The organism is Paraburkholderia sp. GW821-FHT02A12, from assembly GCF_059422005.1.
The window spans coordinates 2,532,796-2,547,195 of the sequence record NZ_JBWKWA010000001.1 but is presented as its reverse complement, the minus strand read 5'-3'; the positions used below and the strand labels follow the sequence as shown (position 1 = coordinate 2,547,195).

General features: G+C 64.2%; 18 protein-coding genes and 1 tRNA gene. 10 read left to right on the top strand and 9 right to left on the bottom strand.

The features are described 5' to 3' along the window. Nucleotides 1-23: 23 nt before the first annotated feature. The 5 genes from AC07WT_RS11520 to AC07WT_RS11500 all read right to left on the bottom strand — a co-directional run bounded on the left by AC07WT_RS11520 (nucleotide 24) and on the right by AC07WT_RS11500 (nucleotide 3,867). Nucleotides 24-1,046 (bottom strand): quinone-dependent dihydroorotate dehydrogenase, encoded by a 1,023-nt coding sequence (locus AC07WT_RS11520; protein WP_492591549.1) that lies wholly within the window; start codon nucleotides 1,044-1,046, stop codon nucleotides 24-26. A 111-nt stretch (nucleotides 1,047-1,157) separates the two neighbouring features. Further along, nucleotides 1,158-1,979 carry an arginyltransferase gene (locus AC07WT_RS11515; protein ID WP_494947180.1) on the bottom strand — a complete coding sequence of 274 codons (822 nt, stop codon included), beginning with the start codon at nucleotides 1,977-1,979 and terminating at the stop codon, nucleotides 1,158-1,160. Between the two features lie 126 nt (nucleotides 1,980-2,105). Beyond that, complete coding sequence (gene aat / locus AC07WT_RS11510; protein WP_492591547.1) at nucleotides 2,106-2,843, bottom strand: leucyl/phenylalanyl-tRNA--protein transferase; 738 nt, start codon at nucleotides 2,841-2,843, stop codon at nucleotides 2,106-2,108. 9 nt (nucleotides 2,844-2,852) lie between these two features. Continuing rightward, nucleotides 2,853-3,398, bottom strand: a complete 546-nt coding sequence (locus tag AC07WT_RS11505) for an NUDIX hydrolase (protein ID WP_035494591.1) — start codon at nucleotides 3,396-3,398, stop codon at nucleotides 2,853-2,855. A gap of 392 nt (nucleotides 3,399-3,790) precedes the next feature. Further along, nucleotides 3,791-3,867: transfer RNA gene (locus AC07WT_RS11500), tRNA-Met, on the bottom strand. A gap of 274 nt (nucleotides 3,868-4,141) precedes the next feature. Between AC07WT_RS11500 and AC07WT_RS11495 the strand changes: the two genes are divergently transcribed. Then, complete coding sequence (locus AC07WT_RS11495) at nucleotides 4,142-4,639, top strand: heme-degrading domain-containing protein (RefSeq protein WP_492591546.1); 498 nt, start codon at nucleotides 4,142-4,144, stop codon at nucleotides 4,637-4,639. Nucleotides 4,640-4,649: 10 nt separating this feature from the next. Beyond that, nucleotides 4,650-4,982: a DMT family transporter gene (locus AC07WT_RS11490; RefSeq protein ID WP_492591670.1), complete on the top strand. Its 333-nt coding sequence runs from the start codon at nucleotides 4,650-4,652 to the stop codon at nucleotides 4,980-4,982. A gap of 58 nt (nucleotides 4,983-5,040) precedes the next feature. Here AC07WT_RS11490 and AC07WT_RS11485 read toward each other — a convergent pair whose 3' ends face one another. Together AC07WT_RS11485 and AC07WT_RS11480 are read right to left on the bottom strand one after the other, a co-directional pair. Next, on the bottom strand, nucleotides 5,041-5,436 hold the full coding sequence (locus AC07WT_RS11485) for a hypothetical protein (protein WP_494947179.1): 396 nt from the start codon (nucleotides 5,434-5,436) through the stop codon (nucleotides 5,041-5,043). A 71-nt stretch (nucleotides 5,437-5,507) separates the two neighbouring features. Then, on the bottom strand, nucleotides 5,508-5,705 hold the full coding sequence (locus AC07WT_RS11480) for a hypothetical protein (protein WP_492591544.1): 198 nt from the start codon (nucleotides 5,703-5,705) through the stop codon (nucleotides 5,508-5,510). A gap of 219 nt (nucleotides 5,706-5,924) precedes the next feature. Here AC07WT_RS11480 and AC07WT_RS11475 point away from each other — a divergent pair, with 219 nt between their 5' ends. Both AC07WT_RS11475 and AC07WT_RS11470 read left to right on the top strand, forming a co-directional pair. Continuing rightward, nucleotides 5,925-6,212 (top strand): hypothetical protein, encoded by a 288-nt coding sequence (locus AC07WT_RS11475; protein WP_492591543.1) that lies wholly within the window; start codon nucleotides 5,925-5,927, stop codon nucleotides 6,210-6,212. A 140-nt stretch (nucleotides 6,213-6,352) separates the two neighbouring features. Beyond that, nucleotides 6,353-6,637 (top strand): DUF1488 family protein, encoded by a 285-nt coding sequence (locus AC07WT_RS11470; protein WP_492591542.1) that lies wholly within the window; start codon nucleotides 6,353-6,355, stop codon nucleotides 6,635-6,637. Nucleotides 6,638-6,698: 61 nt separating this feature from the next. Here the strand turns inward: AC07WT_RS11470 and AC07WT_RS11465 are convergent, their stop codons facing one another. Further along, the gene (locus AC07WT_RS11465; RefSeq protein WP_494947178.1) at nucleotides 6,699-7,697 is read right to left on the bottom strand and encodes an NAD-dependent epimerase/dehydratase family protein; all 999 of its coding nucleotides are present in this window, start codon (nucleotides 7,695-7,697) and stop codon (nucleotides 6,699-6,701) included. Between the two features lie 131 nt (nucleotides 7,698-7,828). On the opposite strand from AC07WT_RS11465, the gene AC07WT_RS11460 reads away from it, so the two are divergent. Together AC07WT_RS11460 and AC07WT_RS11455 are read left to right on the top strand one after the other, a co-directional pair. Further along, on the top strand, nucleotides 7,829-8,758 hold the full coding sequence (locus AC07WT_RS11460) for a TetR/AcrR family transcriptional regulator (protein ID WP_494947177.1): 930 nt from the start codon (nucleotides 7,829-7,831) through the stop codon (nucleotides 8,756-8,758). A gap of 46 nt (nucleotides 8,759-8,804) precedes the next feature. Next, entirely contained in the window at nucleotides 8,805-9,935 is a 1,131-nt protein-coding gene (locus AC07WT_RS11455; RefSeq protein ID WP_494947176.1) for an enoyl-CoA hydratase/isomerase family protein, read from the top strand. Between the two features lie 97 nt (nucleotides 9,936-10,032). Here AC07WT_RS11455 and AC07WT_RS11450 read toward each other — a convergent pair whose 3' ends face one another. Then, the gene (locus tag AC07WT_RS11450) at nucleotides 10,033-10,458 is read right to left on the bottom strand and encodes a hypothetical protein (RefSeq protein WP_494947175.1); all 426 of its coding nucleotides are present in this window, start codon (nucleotides 10,456-10,458) and stop codon (nucleotides 10,033-10,035) included. Between the two features lie 610 nt (nucleotides 10,459-11,068). Between AC07WT_RS11450 and ssuD the strand changes: the two genes are divergently transcribed. From ssuD to AC07WT_RS11430, 4 genes are read left to right on the top strand one after another with little or no spacing between them, the layout of a single operon-like run. Next, nucleotides 11,069-12,229: an FMNH2-dependent alkanesulfonate monooxygenase gene (ssuD, locus tag AC07WT_RS11445; RefSeq protein ID WP_494947174.1), complete on the top strand. Its 1,161-nt coding sequence runs from the start codon at nucleotides 11,069-11,071 to the stop codon at nucleotides 12,227-12,229. A gap of 56 nt (nucleotides 12,230-12,285) precedes the next feature. After that, nucleotides 12,286-13,116 (top strand): aliphatic sulfonate ABC transporter permease SsuC, encoded by an 831-nt coding sequence (gene ssuC, locus AC07WT_RS11440; RefSeq protein WP_492591536.1) that lies wholly within the window; start codon nucleotides 12,286-12,288, stop codon nucleotides 13,114-13,116. Continuing rightward, entirely contained in the window at nucleotides 13,113-14,111 is a 999-nt protein-coding gene (locus AC07WT_RS11435; protein WP_494947173.1) for an ATP-binding cassette domain-containing protein, read from the top strand. The genes ssuC and AC07WT_RS11435 overlap by 4 nt, the downstream gene beginning before the upstream one ends. Nucleotides 14,112-14,158: 47 nt before the next feature. Next, complete coding sequence (locus tag AC07WT_RS11430) at nucleotides 14,159-14,374, top strand: TOBE domain-containing protein (protein ID WP_007182147.1); 216 nt, start codon at nucleotides 14,159-14,161, stop codon at nucleotides 14,372-14,374. Nucleotides 14,375-14,400: the final 26 nt, after the last annotated feature.

The following is a 14,400-nucleotide window of genomic DNA, read 5'->3' as shown; positions in this document are numbered from 1 at the left end:
GGACGTGGACGTGGACGTGGACGTTAACGCAGCGCTTGTGCGCATTCGGCCACCAGCGCCGGTCCGCGATAGATGAAACCGGTGTAGAGCTGCACCAGCGAGGCGCCGGCGGCCAGCTTGGCGCGCGCATCGTCGCCCGAGAAAATCCCGCCCACGCCGATGATCGGCACCGTTTCGCCGACTTCCGCGCGCAGCTTGCGGATCACCTCGTTGGACGCGTCGAACACCGGCTTGCCCGACAGGCCGCCGGCTTCGTCGCCGTACTGCATGCCGGCGACGGCGCTGCGCGACAGCGTGGTGTTAGTGGCGATCACGCCTTCGAACTGGTGGCGCAGGAGCGTATCGGCGATCGATTTGATCTGCTCGTCGTCGAGATCCGGCGCGATCTTCAGCGCGAGCGGCACCAGCTTGCCGTGCAAGTCGGCGAGGCGCTGCTGCTTGTCTTTCAGCGCGGCGAGCAGCGCGTCGAGTTCGCCCGCGCCTTGCAGCTGGCGCAGATTCTTCGTATTCGGCGACGAGATGTTGACCGTCACGTAGCTGGCGAACGGGTACACGCGTTCGAGGCAGTACAGGTAGTCTTCGGCGGCGCGCTCGATCGGCGTATCCGCGTTCTTGCCGATATTCAGCCCGAGGATGCCGCGATAGCGCGCGGCCTGCACGTTCTTGACGAACTGGTCGACGCCCGCGTTGTTGAAGCCCATCCGGTTGATCACGGCGCCCGCCTGCGGCAGACGGAACATGCGTGGCTTCGGGTTGCCCGGCTGCGCGCGCGGCGTGACCGTGCCCACTTCGATGAAACCGAAGCCGAGCGCGGCGAGGCCGTCGATGCAGGCGCCGTCCTTATCGAGGCCTGCGGCGAGGCCGACCGGGTTGCGGAACGTCAGCCCCATCACGGTGCGCGGCGCATCCGGCACGCGCGGCGCGAGCATGCCCGCGAGGCCGGCGCGCCCGGCGGCGCCGAGGAGGCGCAAGGTGAGGTGGTGAGCGTCTTCCGCGTCCATGCGAAAGAGTTGGGCGCGTACGAGCGGGTAGAGGGAACTGAACACGAGACGAAGCCGGGCGGCCGGAAAATGGGAACCTGCTATTTTACCGGCTTTGAGACATTAATGAGACTCACGGGCGGGTGGACGGGGATCTGTCTCCACCGCCGGCTGCCATTACGGCCGAAACGATCCGCGCTTGCCGTGGATCGCCAGGTCGACCGGCGGCAGATCGACGCTCGTCGGATCGAGCACCTTCCAGGCGCCGTCGAGCAAGCCTTCGAGCGGGCGGAAATTCGCCTTGTACGCCATCTTCGGACTCTCGCGAATCCAGTAGCCGAGGTACACGTAGGGCAGCTTGAGGCTGCGTGCCTGCTCGATCTGCCAGTAGATGTTGTAGGTGCCGAAGCTGCTGTGCGGCAGATCCGGCTCGAAGAACGTGTACACCGACGAGAGCCCGTCGCCGAGGATGTCGATCATGCTGATCATGCGCAGGATGCCCGGCGCTTCGGGATGATCCGGCAGCGGTTCGCGAAACTCGACGAGCCGCGAGTTGATCCGGCTTTGCAGCAGGAACTGTTCGTATTGATCGCGGCTGTCGCGGTCCATGCCGCCGCCCGCATGCCGCGCCGACTGGTAGCGCATGTAAAGCGCATAGTGTTCTTCGTCGTAATGGAGCGGCGCGACCGTGGCGACCAGCTCGCCGTGCTTTTTCCAGACGCGCCGCTGCGTGCGGTTCGGCTCGAACTGATCGACCGGCACACGCACCGGCACGCACGCGCGGCAACCGTCGCAATACGGACGATAGGTGAACACGCCCGAACGCCGGAAGCCCGCCTTGACGAGGTCGGTGTAGACGTCGGAGTTGATCAGATGACTGGGGGTGGCGACTTGCGAGCGCGCGATGCGTCCATCCAGATAACTGCAGGGATAGGGCGCCGTTGCATAAAATTGCAGCGCGGAAAGCGGGGAAAGAGGCAGCTCGTTGGGATGAGTCACGTTGGCAGCTCTCGAAGCGTCTCTGGTAATGCAAATCCGGCGTGCCTTGCGGCTCGTGACCCGCGGTTCGGTAGGCAGCGGATCCGGATTCGGCCTGATTCTTCCTGATGCGTGCTGGTTCGTCAGTTACGCCGCCGGCGCGACTACATCGAGCAACACCGTCTTGTCGAAGCGCCAGGGAATCGGCGCTGCGTCGATAGACGCGCGAACATGCGCGATGAACGCTTTGCGCGCTATCTCGCGACCGCCCAGCGACGCCAGATGCGACGTGTTCTGCTGGCAGTCTATCATTTCTATTTCGTGGCGGCGCAAGTGCCCGACCAGGGCGGCGAGCGCCATTTTTGACGCGTCGGTGACGTCGGCGAACATCGATTCTCCGAAAAACATCCGGCCGAACGACACACCGTACAAGCCGCCCACGCGCTTGCCCTCGAACCAGGTTTCGATGCTGTGCGCGTCGCCCATCCGATGCAGCGACGAATACGCCTCGACCACGTCCGCGGTGATCCAGGTGCCGCGCTGACCGTGCCGCGGCGCCTGCGCGCAGGCGCGCATCACGGCGGCGAAATCGTGGTCGACGCGGATTTCCCACGCGTCGTCACGCAGCACGCGCTTGAGCGTTTTGCGCAGCGACGGCGACACTTTGAACTCGGCGGGGCGCAGGATCATGCGCGGGTCGGGACTCCACCACAACACCGGCTGGCCGTCTGAATACCACGGGAAGATGCCGTGCCGATAGGCGTCGATCAGGCGCGACGGCAGCAGATCGCCGCTTGCGGCGAGCAGACCGGGCGCGCCGCTCGTCGCGCCGAGCGCGCGCTCGACGGACGGAAACGGATCGTCAGGCCCAAGCCAGGGAACCATGCGCGCCGCTCAACCTTCGCGCAGCGAGCGGAAGATGTCGCCCGTGTGCAGGCCGAAGCTGCCGGCGGCGCGGTCGGCGAAGAAAAAGCGCAGGGTTTGGCCGACCGTCGGAAAGGCGATCTCGTCCCACGGAATTTCGTGTTCCTCGAAGAGCTTGACCTCGAGACTCTCCTCGCCGGCGGCGACGTCGAGATCGAGCAGGCGCGCCATGTAGAACAGATGCACCTGATGCACGTGCGGCACGTTCAGCAGCGAGAACAGGTTTTGCACCTCGACGCGGGCGCCGGCTTCTTCCAGTGTCTCGCGCGAGGCCGCTTCAGCCGTCGTTTCACCCATTTCCATGAAGCCTGCAGGCAGCGTCCAGTAGCCGTAGCGCGGTTCGATCGCGCGACGGCACAGCAGCACTTTGTCGTCCCAGACCGGGACAGTGCCGACCACGTTGCGCGGATTCTGATAGTGCACCGTGCCGCAACTGCCGCATACGAAGCGCTCGCGGTTGTCGCCCGGCGGAATGCTCAGGCTGACGCCGTGGCCGCAGACAGAACAGAATTTCATAGGAAGGGGACGAGAAAGGGTGATAGGAGTTTATCACTGGGGCGGGATTTTCTGAGGTCCGGCAGCGGCGGTGCGCTGGTGGCGGCGAGCAGCGGGCGGCGTGCCCGGCTATCGTGGCGCGCGTCCCCGCGCGCCACGATAGCCGCGAGCGAAATGCATATCTTGTTTGGACTACAGATAAACCGAAGGAAGTGCGTCGATAGGATCGATCGTCGATCGTGCCGAGCACCGCTCGCTCCGTGCGACTCGCCGTGTCGAAGAGTTTGCCAGGAGTTTGCGATCCGGCTGACAGCGCAAGGGTAGAACGAAGGCACGACGGAAAACAAAAAAGGCCTGCCGGTTGGGCAAGCCTTTGATGTTGGTATCGACGTTTGCTGATAACTTCAGCTGCTTGGTTGCGGGGGTAGGATTTGAACCTACGACCTTCGGGTTATGAGCCCGACGAGCTGCCAGACTGCTCCACCCCGCGTCCGTCGAAGAAAAGATTATAGAACAAAGCGGATGCCGACGCAATAGCTATTTAAGAACGGACTTCAATCGATGCAAAGCGGATCGACGCTAACCGGTCGACGCAATGCCTCGTGCGCGGCCCCGAAGTCGCGGCGCGCATGGCCGGCGTCGTGTGCGGGAAGGCCATCAGGAGGCGCTGCGCTAGAATTCAGGTTCTCTTCGCGGCGCCGTTCGTTTGCAGTGCGGTTATGTAGTACGGCGTGCGCTTCACCTCTTACCTTGCTCTGAACCCCATGAATATCGCTCACGATCTGCAGTCGATTGCCGCTCAGGAAAAAGCGCTGGTGTTCCCCCAATTCGATGCCGACCGCGCGTGGCAGCTCGGTGCGTATCTGCATGAGATCGCCAGGGCACGCGGTATCGCGGTGGCGATCGACGTGCGCACCTTCGGCCAGCCGCTCTTCTTCAGCGCCCTCGACGGCGCGACGCCCGACAATGTCGATTGGGTTCGCCGCAAGAGCAACACGGTCGCGCACTTCCGGCGCAGTTCGTACGCGATCGGCTTGAAGATGCAGCAGGCAGGCAGCACGCTCGCGGACAAACACGGCCTGCCGGCCACGGAATACGCATCGCATGGCGGCGCGTTTCCATTGACGGTGGCGGGCGCCGGCGTGATCGGCTCGATCACCGTCTCAGGCTTGCCGCAGCGCGCTGATCACGAACTGGTGGTGGAAGCCCTATGCGCACAACTCGGCCACGACTACAGCAAGCTCGCGCTTGCAAAGGCCTGAGGCGATGCGAGTGCCTCCTTATGCGTTGCTCGCCATTGCCATTGTTGCCGAAGTGATTGCGACCTCCGCGATGCGGGCATCGGAAGGATTTTCGCGGCTGCTGCCCGCGGCGGTGGTGGTGCTCGGCTATGGCATCGCCTTCTATTGCCTGTCGCTCACGCTCAAGAGCATTCCGGTCGGCATTGTGTACGCGATCTGGTCCGGCGCCGGCATCGTGCTGATTACGCTGGTCGCGGTCGTGATGTACCGGCAGGTGCCCGACGTGCCGGCCGTCATCGGACTCGGGCTGATCGTCGCGGGCGTCGCCGTGTTGAATATGTATTCGAAGATGCAGGCGCACTGAGTTCCGCTCAGGCGCACGGCCGTTTGCACGCGCCTGCACTTTACTTGTTATTTACGCGTCATTTGCAGCGCACGATCATCGAACGGTTTTTTACGTTGGCCGATACGACGTTTGTGATGCTGCCGCCCGCCGTGCCGCCTTCATCGCTGTCTTTCGAAACGATGTCGTAGCCGGTCGCGCCGCATGCTTTGCCGGCTTGTACGTAGCACGAGGCCCAGCTGGAGGCGGCGTCCGCGCCGCTGCAGTTCACCGCGAAGCCGGTCTGGCCGTTCGGCAGATTGATCAGCGAAGCCGTGTTCGACGATGCGCAGCCGCCAAGCCCGGCGCTCAGCAGCACCGCGGCGGGCAGGGCGGCGGACAGGGACGCCAGGCGCGACGCGAGACGTGCCAGAACAAGGGCTGCGCGGCGGGGTCGGAAGCGGCCGGAGCGGCGCAGGTGCGTCATGAAATGCATCGTGATTGTTTCCTTTCAAATAGGTGTCTGGAGCCCGTGATGACTCGCCACGTACGGCGAGGGCCGTGTCCTTACAGCCCGTCCGTCTCGATCGTGATGCCCGCCGCGCCGATTATCCGGCGGCTTTCCGCGCCGCTTTCGGTGGCTGCGTCTTCCCAGATGCTGATGGCTTTCGGAATGTCGATGCCGTGGTTTTCGGCGTAAGCAAACCATTTGTTTGCCGCATCCGGTTCAGGCACTTCGTGGCTTTGCAGAAAATATTTTCCCATATCGCGCTCGCTGGACTCGAATTTGCGTCAGTACACACCGTGTCGACGATCCTGTTCGACCGAAGCGAGCGCCACAAGTGCAGCTCGGCGTTGCGATCGGCATCGATCCGCGCGCAGAACTTATCGACGCGCGGCGCGCCTTACCAATCTATTGCGAGCGCACGCGTGCGAACCGTCCGCGCGGCGCGTGCTCACGAACTGATAACGAGGAGAACGAAGATGGCTGAACGAGTCAGCGGCCCATATCGCGGCTATTACATCAGCGCTGCCGCGCGCCTCGTGCCGGTGGCTGACGCGCCGGCGCCGGGCGCCAATATGGCGAGCGCGGCGAGCGGCACTTACGTCGGCTCGGTGAGTCTGGCGCAACAGGGTCCGGACGATCCGCACCGGATCGAAACCTTGCTCGAACTCGGCGACGAACACCGCTTCGCCAGCGAAGACGAGGCGCTCGCCTTCGTCGAACAGGCCGCGCGTGAGTATGTCGACCGCCTGCTCGGAGGCCGCTGATGGCGGCGTGCGACACGAAGGAGGGCAACTCGGGAAACTGGACCGCGGTCCAGCCGCGCGAGTACCATATCGACGTTGTCCGAGGCTGGACTGTATGCGCCGGCGTCCGTCTTCTGCCGGATACTTCTGATGAGGCGACCATGGAAATTCGGTTTCCCGCGGATGCGCCCGCTTACCGCGACTCCAATCTGACTGTTGTGTTTCCCGCGCTGGTGGATGGCGAACCGGTGCCGTGCGCGATCTCGGTCGAAGCGCTCGAAGATCACTTCGGCGCATTCAGCGAGAATCTGGAAGGCTGGATGCGCGCGTTCGATGCCGGGCGTCCGCACATCGAGGCCGTCGCGCGCGAACATTTGCAGATCAGCAATGGCACGCCTGTGCTGCTCAAGAGCGGCCACTTTCCGCCTGGCAACGTCGCGGGCTGACGCACTGACACATACCGCTGCGCGCGCAAAACCCGGCCGCAGCTTAAGTGGCATATGCGGCTTAAGCGGGTCCCGCAGATGTTCGGGCTGTCGCCGCGCTGGCCGAGGCCGCTTCGCGCGCTGCGGCGAACGATTGCCGGATACCGTCTTCGTACGAGGTTTTGCCGATCGGCCCGATCAGCGTACTCAAGGCCGTGTCGTCAAGCACCACGGGCTCCGTCATCAGGTAATTCATCTCCACCAGTTCCCGCATCAGCGGATTGAACAGGCCGAGCATGCGCAACATCGTCTTGCCGGCCACCGTCAACTTGGGCTCGCGCCCCGCCAGCGCATACGCCTGTCTGGCCACTTCGCGCTGCGTGATCGTGCCGGCGCCGGCCAGGTGCCACCAGCGGCCATAGGCTTCGGGCATGCGGGTGAGTTTCTCGACCACCGGCCCGATATCCGGCAGGTAAATGAATTCGTGCGGCACGTCCACCGGGCCAACCATCTGCGCGCGCGTGCCGTGCGCGGCGCCTTCGAACACGCCGTTCAGCAGACTGCGTTCGATGCCCGGACCGTAGAAGTCGGGCAGGCGCAATACCAATGTCGACAGACCGTCGCGGCCGTGCGCCGCCAGCACCAGATTTTCCTGTGCGAGCCGCATCTTGCCCTTGAAGGTATGCGGCTCGCGCGGATGATTTTCGGTGATCGGGTTGCCGCGCGCGCGGCCGTACGGATACACCGTGCCGATCAGAATGAAGCGTTCGACTCCTGCCGCCGTCACGCCGGCGAGGGTCTTTTCCATCAGCGGCGGGTGCGCGGCGAATTGATCGTAGGGCACACCGACCAGATAGATGACCGTCTGCAAACCGGCCGCGGCTGCGGCGATCGAGGCCGCATCGTCCGGATTCCAGATGACGATTTCCGCGTGCGGATCCTGGCCGAACGCGGCCTCGAGCGGCTTGCGCGAGCGGCCGACTACCCGATAGTCCCGGCTCGCCGCGCTCAGCGCCGTCGCGATGCATTGACCGGCCGCGCCTGCGGCGCCGAATAATCCTACTTTTCCTGTGGCTTGCATGACGACTCCTTGCGACGGCGCCAACGCGCCAGGTAGGCCCGACTGACGTCGAGATACTTTGTGAACATCGTTAAGTGAACAGCGTTCAGTTTAATTTGACTTTTCAGTTTGTCAACGCGAAAATGATCGTCATGGGAATCGCCGAACGAAAAAACCGTCAGAAACAGGCGCTGCGCGAGCGCATCCTCGATGCGGCGCGGCGCATTGTCGTGCGTGAAGGCTTCGCCGCGTTGTCGATGCGCAAGATCGCCGACGCGATCGAATATTCGCCTGCCACGCTGTATCTTCATTTCGCCAGCCGCGACGAGATCGCTCAGGCGTTGTGCGCGGAAGGCTATGCGCAATTGCTCGAGACCTTCGTGCCGCTTGCGCAGATCGCCGATCCGGCTGAGCGGCTCAAGGCGCTCGGACGCGCTTATGTGGCGTTCGGCGTCGCGCATCCGGAAACCTACCGGCTGATCTTCATGGAGGATCCGAGCTACACCGGCGCCGCGCTCGGCGGCGGTGCCGCGCCGGCTACATCGCGTGCGGCGGCCGACATGCCGCTGGCGGAAGAGAGCGGTGCGCCACTCACAGCAGAAGAGGACCCCGGCGGTGCCGCGTTGCGCATCATGATCGGCGCACTCGATGAGTTGAAAGCGACGGGGCGCCTGCCGGCAACGGTAGACGTGGCGGTATGGGCCGAGGCTTTCTGGGCGACCATGCACGGCATCGTCGCGCTCAATCTCACATGCCCGATTTTTCCGGGCGCGCCACTTGAAACGGTGGTGAGCGTCGCGCTCGACGTGTGGCTCGGTGCGCGGCCCTCGGAGGAGTCGCAGGCAGAAGCACAGGCGGCAGCGCAGGCAGAAGCGCAGGCAGCAGCGCAGGCAGCAGCGCAGGCAGCAGCGCAGCGCCGAACCATCGCCAAAACCTCACGTGCCCGCAAAAAAACCGCCGAGCCGCGAACCGATGAATTACGCGCCGGACCCGGCACCGAACCTGGCACTGAAGCAGGCGCCGAACCCGGCACCAAATCGCCCAGACAGGCGCCGGCCAAGCCCAAAGCAGCGAGCGCGTGATAACGTTCAGTTCCGGTTCACTTCGCGCCAGCGCGCTTCGCTCCCTATGTCCATTTCCGCCTCGCCCGCCCTCAGCGACGAAGTCGCGACTTACGTAGCCAATCGCATCGGTTTCATCGAACTGGAGCGCCCGAAGGCGCTCAACGCGCTGTCGACCGGCATGATTCGCGCGATGCATGCGGCGCTCGATCAATGGCGCGAAGACCCCGACGTGCTCGCGGTGGTGGTGCGCAGCCAGCATCCACGCGCCTTCTGCGCGGGCGGCGATATCCGCTTTCTGTACGAATCGGCGCAGCGCGGCGAACGTGATGTGCGCGATACGTTTTTCATCGAGGAATACCGGCTCAATCACGCGATCTTTACGTATCCGAAGCCGTATATCGCGTTGATGAACGGCGTAGTGATGGGCGGCGGCATGGGGATTTCGCAGGGCGCGCATCGTACCGGCGGTCTGCGTGTGGTCACGAACTCGTCGAAGATGGCGATGCCGGAGACGCGTATCGGACTCTTTCCCGACGTCGGCGCGAGCTGGTTTCTGTCGCGCACGCCGGGCGCGCTCGGCCGCTATCTGACGGTCACCGGCGAGACGATCGGCGCGGCCGACGCGCTGTACGCAGGTCTCGCCGACGTCTATATCGACGACGCGGCGCTGCCCGCGCTAGTCGATACGCTGCGCAGCGAATTGTTCGAACGCGGTGCCGACGTGGTGGCGTGCATCGAGCGCGAGACCGGCGCGCATCAGGTCGTGCCGGATCCCGAGGCGTCGCCGCTTGCGGCTGCACGTACGCTGATCGACCGGCATTTCGCGTTGCCCGATGTCGCGCGGATACTCGCGTCGCTCGAGCAGGAGAACGATGGCGATGCCGCTGAATGGGCCGAGCAGATCATCGGCGTGTTGCGTGAGCGTTCGCCGTTGTCGATGGCGGTGTCGCTGGAAGTGGTGACGCGCGCCGAAGGTTCGATGGCGGACGTGTTGCGCACCGATCTCGACCTGACGCGCACGTGCTTTGAGAAGGGCGACGTGATCGAAGGGATTCGCGCGCGCATCATCGATAAGGACAATGCGCCGCGCTGGCGTTTCGCGCGCATCGAAGACGTGAGCGCCGCCGACGTGGCGCGGATGTTCGAAAGCCCGTGGCCGGCAAGCGAACATCCGCTGCGCGATCTGCACGGCTAAGCGGAAGCCGGTGCGGCAGTAAAAACTATGCCGGTGCCTGCACCGGCATAGTCTTCCCGGCGGGCGTCAGGACGTCCAGCCCTCGCCCAGCTCTCTCTCAGTTCTCTTCCTCGCTCGCCATGAACGCGCGCATGAATACCAGCGCGCCCCAGCCCCACATTGCGTTCGCCGCGAAACCCACCGCGAGCTGCGGCAGCATGTTGCCGCTCGGCCAGATGCCGCGCAACGGATCGACCACGAACACGCTCGCCGCCGTCAATACGACGCCGCCGAACACGAAGGCGGGCACCCACGGCGCGCTCCGTTCGGGCGCAACACGCAACAGCCACGCCATCAGGATCGCCCAGAACGCGCTCCAGATCGCGTTCGCAATGAATTCAGGCAGCCCGAGCGGCAAAAACGGCGCGGTCGAAAAACCGGTCGGGTCGATCAGGCCGGCCGCGTGCAGCAGCGCAAGGGTGGATTCGTGAAAGAACAGCGAAGCCAGAAAACCGGCGACGAACGGAAGGATGAGTTTTTGCATGCATTGCACCGCGAGAGCTCAGGCGGCGCGGTTCACGCGGCCTGCACCGGATTATTGGAAACGTGCGCCATTATATATAGGGCCACCCCTTTTTCACGCGTGTGCAACGGCGAGTGCAACAGCGTGTGCAACGTACGCCAGCCGTATGCTTTAACGTCGGGCTAATGACGAAAGTGGAAAACTTAAGCTAAAAAAAATCGTTCAAAAGCCGCGGCCCGATCCATAGACTGCTTCTCCATGCAGACGGCTTTGCCGCCGTCGCCCATTTAATCGAGCGCATGACGCGCACGTTTGGTCGAGGGAAGCCGTCGCGATGTCCTGCCTGATGCCGATCTTCATCCGCCCCGCGGCGCACGCGCGCCGGCGGTTGCGCTGCTGGAACCAGACTGCGAGACAGCGTTAAAGCGCGCTGAACCGAGTTTTTCCGCCCCTTTTGCGATGCATCGTCCGGCCGCGCGCCGGTTGAATGCGCGCGGCCAGCGTGTGCGCCGGCACTCGGCGCGCCGTCGTTACACGCCCTCGTTACACGCCGTCGTTACACGCCGTCGTTACACGCCGTCGTTACACGCCGTCTCCATTCCATCCAGTTTCGAACAAGCAGGAGCAGCAAATGAATGTGTTCTGGTTCATTCCGACTCACGGCGACAGCCGCTATCTCGGTACGTCCCAAGGCGCACGCGCAGCCGATTACGACTACTTCCAGCAGATCGCCGTCGCCGCCGATACGCTCGGCTACGAGGGCGTGCTGCTGCCGACCGGACGTTCGTGCGAGGACGCGTGGGTGGTCGCGTCGAGCCTGATCGCCGCGACCCAACGCCTGAAGTTTCTGGTGGCGATCCGCCCGGGCATTTCGTCGCCGGGTCTCGCGGCGCGCATGGCGGCCACCTTCGACCGTCTGTCGAACGGGCGTCTCCTGATCAACGTGGTGACCGGCGGCGACGCGGCCGAACTGGAAGGCGACGGCGTGTTCGTCGACCACGACACACGCTATGAAATCACCGACGAGTTCCTGCACATCTGGCGCAAGTTGCTCCATGCATCGCACACCAACGACTCGATCGACTTCACCGGCAAGCATCTGACCTCGAAGGGCGGCAAGGCGCTATATCCGCCGGTGCAGAACCCGCATCCGCCGCTGTGGTTCGGCGGTTCGTCGCCGGCTGCGCACGACATGGCGGGCGAGCACATCGACACGTATCTGACGTGGGGCGAGCCGCCCGCAGCCGTCGCGAAGAAGATCGCCGACATTCGCGCCCGCGCCGAAGCGCATGACCGCACCATCAAGTTCGGCATCCGCCTGCACGTGATCGTGCGCGAAACCGAAGAAGAAGCGTGGGCCGCCGCCGACAAGCTGATCAGCAAGCTCGACGACGAGACCATTTCCCGTGCGCAGGCTTCGTTCTCGAAGATGGATTCCGAAGGACAGCGCCGCATGGCCGCGCTGCATGGCGGCAAGCGCGGCGGCCGCGCGGAGTTGGAGGTGTACCCGAATCTGTGGGCGGGCGTGGGCCTCGTGCGCGGCGGCGCGGGCACGGCGCTGGTCGGCAATCCGGAGCAGATTGCGGCGCGCATGAAGGAGTACGCCGACCTTGGCATCGATACGTTCATTCTGTCCGGCTATCCGCATCTCGAAGAGTCGTATCGCTTTGCCGAGCTGGTGTTTCCGCTGCTGCCGGGCCGTCGGAGCAAAGTCGCCGGCGGTCCGCTGTCGGGTCCGTTCGGCGAGATCGTCGGCAACAACTATCTGCCGAAGGCGGCGAGTTCGAGCTGAGCGCGTTCGCCGGCTCTGGCGGCGATGCCAATCGATAAGCAATGAGGAAAACAAGCATGGCTCAATCCACTGTGAATGCGGAACGACGCGCAGGCGGGGCGCTTGACGTGTTGCGCCGCGTCGGCGCGCATCTCGCGCCGTGGCTCGCACCGCTCGCGATTCTGCTGGCGTGGGAAGTCGCCGCGCGCAGCGGCGTTCTGTCGACGCGCGTTTTACCCGAGCCGCTTGCCGTCGTGAAGGCCGCGTGGTCGCTGATCCAGTCCGGCGAAATGTGGGCGGACGTGAAGGTCAGCACGTGGCGCGCGGTGTCGGGCTTTGCGATCGGCGGCGGCATCGGCCTCGTGCTCGGTCTCGCTACGGGCCTGTTCAGGCCGGCTGAAGTCGTGCTCGATTCGACCGTGCAGATGATCCGCAACATTCCCGCGCTGGCGATGATTCCGCTCGTGATCCTGTGGTTCGGTATCGAGGAAGAAGCGAAGGTGTTTCTCGTCGCGCTGGGCGTGTTTTTCCCGGTGTATGTGAACACTTTTCACGGCATTCGCTCGGTCGACGCAAATCTGATCGAAATGGCGCGCAGTTATGGCGTGAAGGGTTTCGCGCTCTACCGGCATGTGATCCTGCCGGGCGCGTTGCCGTCGATTCTGGTCGGCGTGCGTTTCGCGTTCGGGCTGATGTGGGTCACGCTGATCGTCGCCGAAACCATTTCCGCGCAGTCGGGCATCGGCTACATGACGATGAACGCGCGCGAATTCCTGCAAACCGATGTGGTGGTGGTCGGCATCCTGCTGTACGCGGCGCTCGGCAAGCTCGCCGACTTGCTGGCGAAGAGTCTCGAGCGCGTGTCGCTGCGCTGGCATCCGGCCTATCAACGAGGAGCGAAAGCATGAGCGCAACGACATTGTCGGCGTCGTTCGGCGGCATCGCGGGACGTGATCTCGAAGCCGAACTGGCGCAACCGCGCATCACGGATCGCGACGCGGACGAAGCGTCCGGACTCGATCGCGCGGGTCTGGTGCATGACGTCGACCGGCCGGGCGTGTTGCCGTTGGCGGGCGCGTCGGCGCGCAACGACGCGCGCCGTTCCGCCGATCATGCGGTCGAGCTGCGCGGCGTCGGCAAGCAGTATGGCGGGCGCACGGTGTTGTCCGATTTCAATCTGTCGATTGAGCGCGGCAGTTTCGTGGCGATCGTCGGGCGCAGCGGCTGCGGGAAATCGACTTTGCTGCGGCTCGTCGCCGGTCTGGAAAAAACCACCTCGGGTGTGCTCGAAAAGCGCGCCGAAGACGGCCGGCCGCTCGACACCCGTATCATGTTTCAGGACGCGCGCCTCTTACCCTGGAAGAGCGTGCTGCAAAACGTGATGCTCGGCCTTGGCCGCAACGCGCGTGACGATGCGCGCGCCGTGCTCGCCGAGGTCGGCTTGCTGGAGCGCGCCAACGACTGGCCCGCGCAGCTGTCCGGCGGTCAGCGGCAGCGCGTCGCGTTGGCGCGGGCGCTGGTGCATCGGCCGCAATTGCTGCTGCTGGACGAACCGCTCGGCGCGCTCGACGCGTTGACGCGCATTGAAATGCACGCGCTGATCGAACGGCTGTGGCGCGAGCATCAATTCACCGCGCTGCTGGTGACGCATGACGTGCATGAAGCGGTGGCCTTGGGCGACCGGATTCTGCTGATCGAAGAAGGACGTATCGCGCTCGATCAGCCGGTGCCGCTCGCGCGGCCGCGGGCGCGCGCATCGGCCGGTTTCGCCGCGCTGGAAGAGCATGTGTTGCAACGTGTACTGAAGACGGCGCCGAACGACGACGCGCTGTCTCATCGCGCTTACGACGCACGTGACGAGGGCCGCCTCACGCGGCCGACAGACGTCCGCTGGGCCGTCTGACATCCGTTGACTGACGGTTTTTAATCGATTTTCTGGAGTCACTCGATATGAGCATTTCCGCTATCAACGTACGTAATCAGTTCAAAGGCAAGGTCAAGGAAATCATCCGCGGGCCGGTGGTATCCGAAGTCGATGTGGATACGCCGTTCGGTATCGTCACCTCGGTGATCACCACGCGCTCGGTCGACGAACTCGAGCTGAAGGTCGGCTCGGAAGTGGTCGCGCTGGTCAAGTCGACGGAGGTGTCGATCGCGCGGTTGTAAGCCGCGCGAGGTTCCGTATTGCCGGT

Bases quoted from the DNA above. Each gene is read 5' to 3' on its own strand.
- AC07WT_RS11465 (WP_494947178.1), bottom strand. From the start codon at position 7,697: ATGCAAGCCACAGGAAAAGTAGGATTATTCGGCGCCGCAGGCGCGGCC.
- AC07WT_RS11460 (WP_494947177.1), top strand. From the start codon at position 7,829: ATGGGAATCGCCGAACGAAAAAACCGTCAGAAACAGGCGCTGCGCGAG.
- AC07WT_RS11435 (WP_494947173.1), top strand. From the start codon at position 13,113: ATGAGCGCAACGACATTGTCGGCGTCGTTCGGCGGCATCGCGGGACGT.
- ssuD (WP_494947174.1), top strand. From the start codon at position 11,069: ATGAATGTGTTCTGGTTCATTCCGACTCACGGCGACAGCCGCTATCTC.
- AC07WT_RS11495 (WP_492591546.1), top strand. From the start codon at position 4,142: ATGAATATCGCTCACGATCTGCAGTCGATTGCCGCTCAGGAAAAAGCG.
- AC07WT_RS11455 (WP_494947176.1), top strand. From the start codon at position 8,805: ATGTCCATTTCCGCCTCGCCCGCCCTCAGCGACGAAGTCGCGACTTAC.
- AC07WT_RS11470 (WP_492591542.1), top strand. From the start codon at position 6,353: ATGGAAATTCGGTTTCCCGCGGATGCGCCCGCTTACCGCGACTCCAAT.
- AC07WT_RS11480 (WP_492591544.1), bottom strand. From the start codon at position 5,705: ATGGGAAAATATTTTCTGCAAAGCCACGAAGTGCCTGAACCGGATGCG.
- AC07WT_RS11450 (WP_494947175.1), bottom strand. From the start codon at position 10,458: ATGCAAAAACTCATCCTTCCGTTCGTCGCCGGTTTTCTGGCTTCGCTG.
- aat (WP_492591547.1), bottom strand. From the start codon at position 2,843: ATGGTTCCCTGGCTTGGGCCTGACGATCCGTTTCCGTCCGTCGAGCGC.
- AC07WT_RS11430 (WP_007182147.1), top strand. From the start codon at position 14,159: ATGAGCATTTCCGCTATCAACGTACGTAATCAGTTCAAAGGCAAGGTC.
- AC07WT_RS11505 (WP_035494591.1), bottom strand. From the start codon at position 3,398: ATGAAATTCTGTTCTGTCTGCGGCCACGGCGTCAGCCTGAGCATTCCG.
- AC07WT_RS11475 (WP_492591543.1), top strand. From the start codon at position 5,925: ATGGCTGAACGAGTCAGCGGCCCATATCGCGGCTATTACATCAGCGCT.
- AC07WT_RS11485 (WP_494947179.1), bottom strand. From the start codon at position 5,436: ATGCATTTCATGACGCACCTGCGCCGCTCCGGCCGCTTCCGACCCCGC.
- ssuC (WP_492591536.1), top strand. From the start codon at position 12,286: ATGGCTCAATCCACTGTGAATGCGGAACGACGCGCAGGCGGGGCGCTT.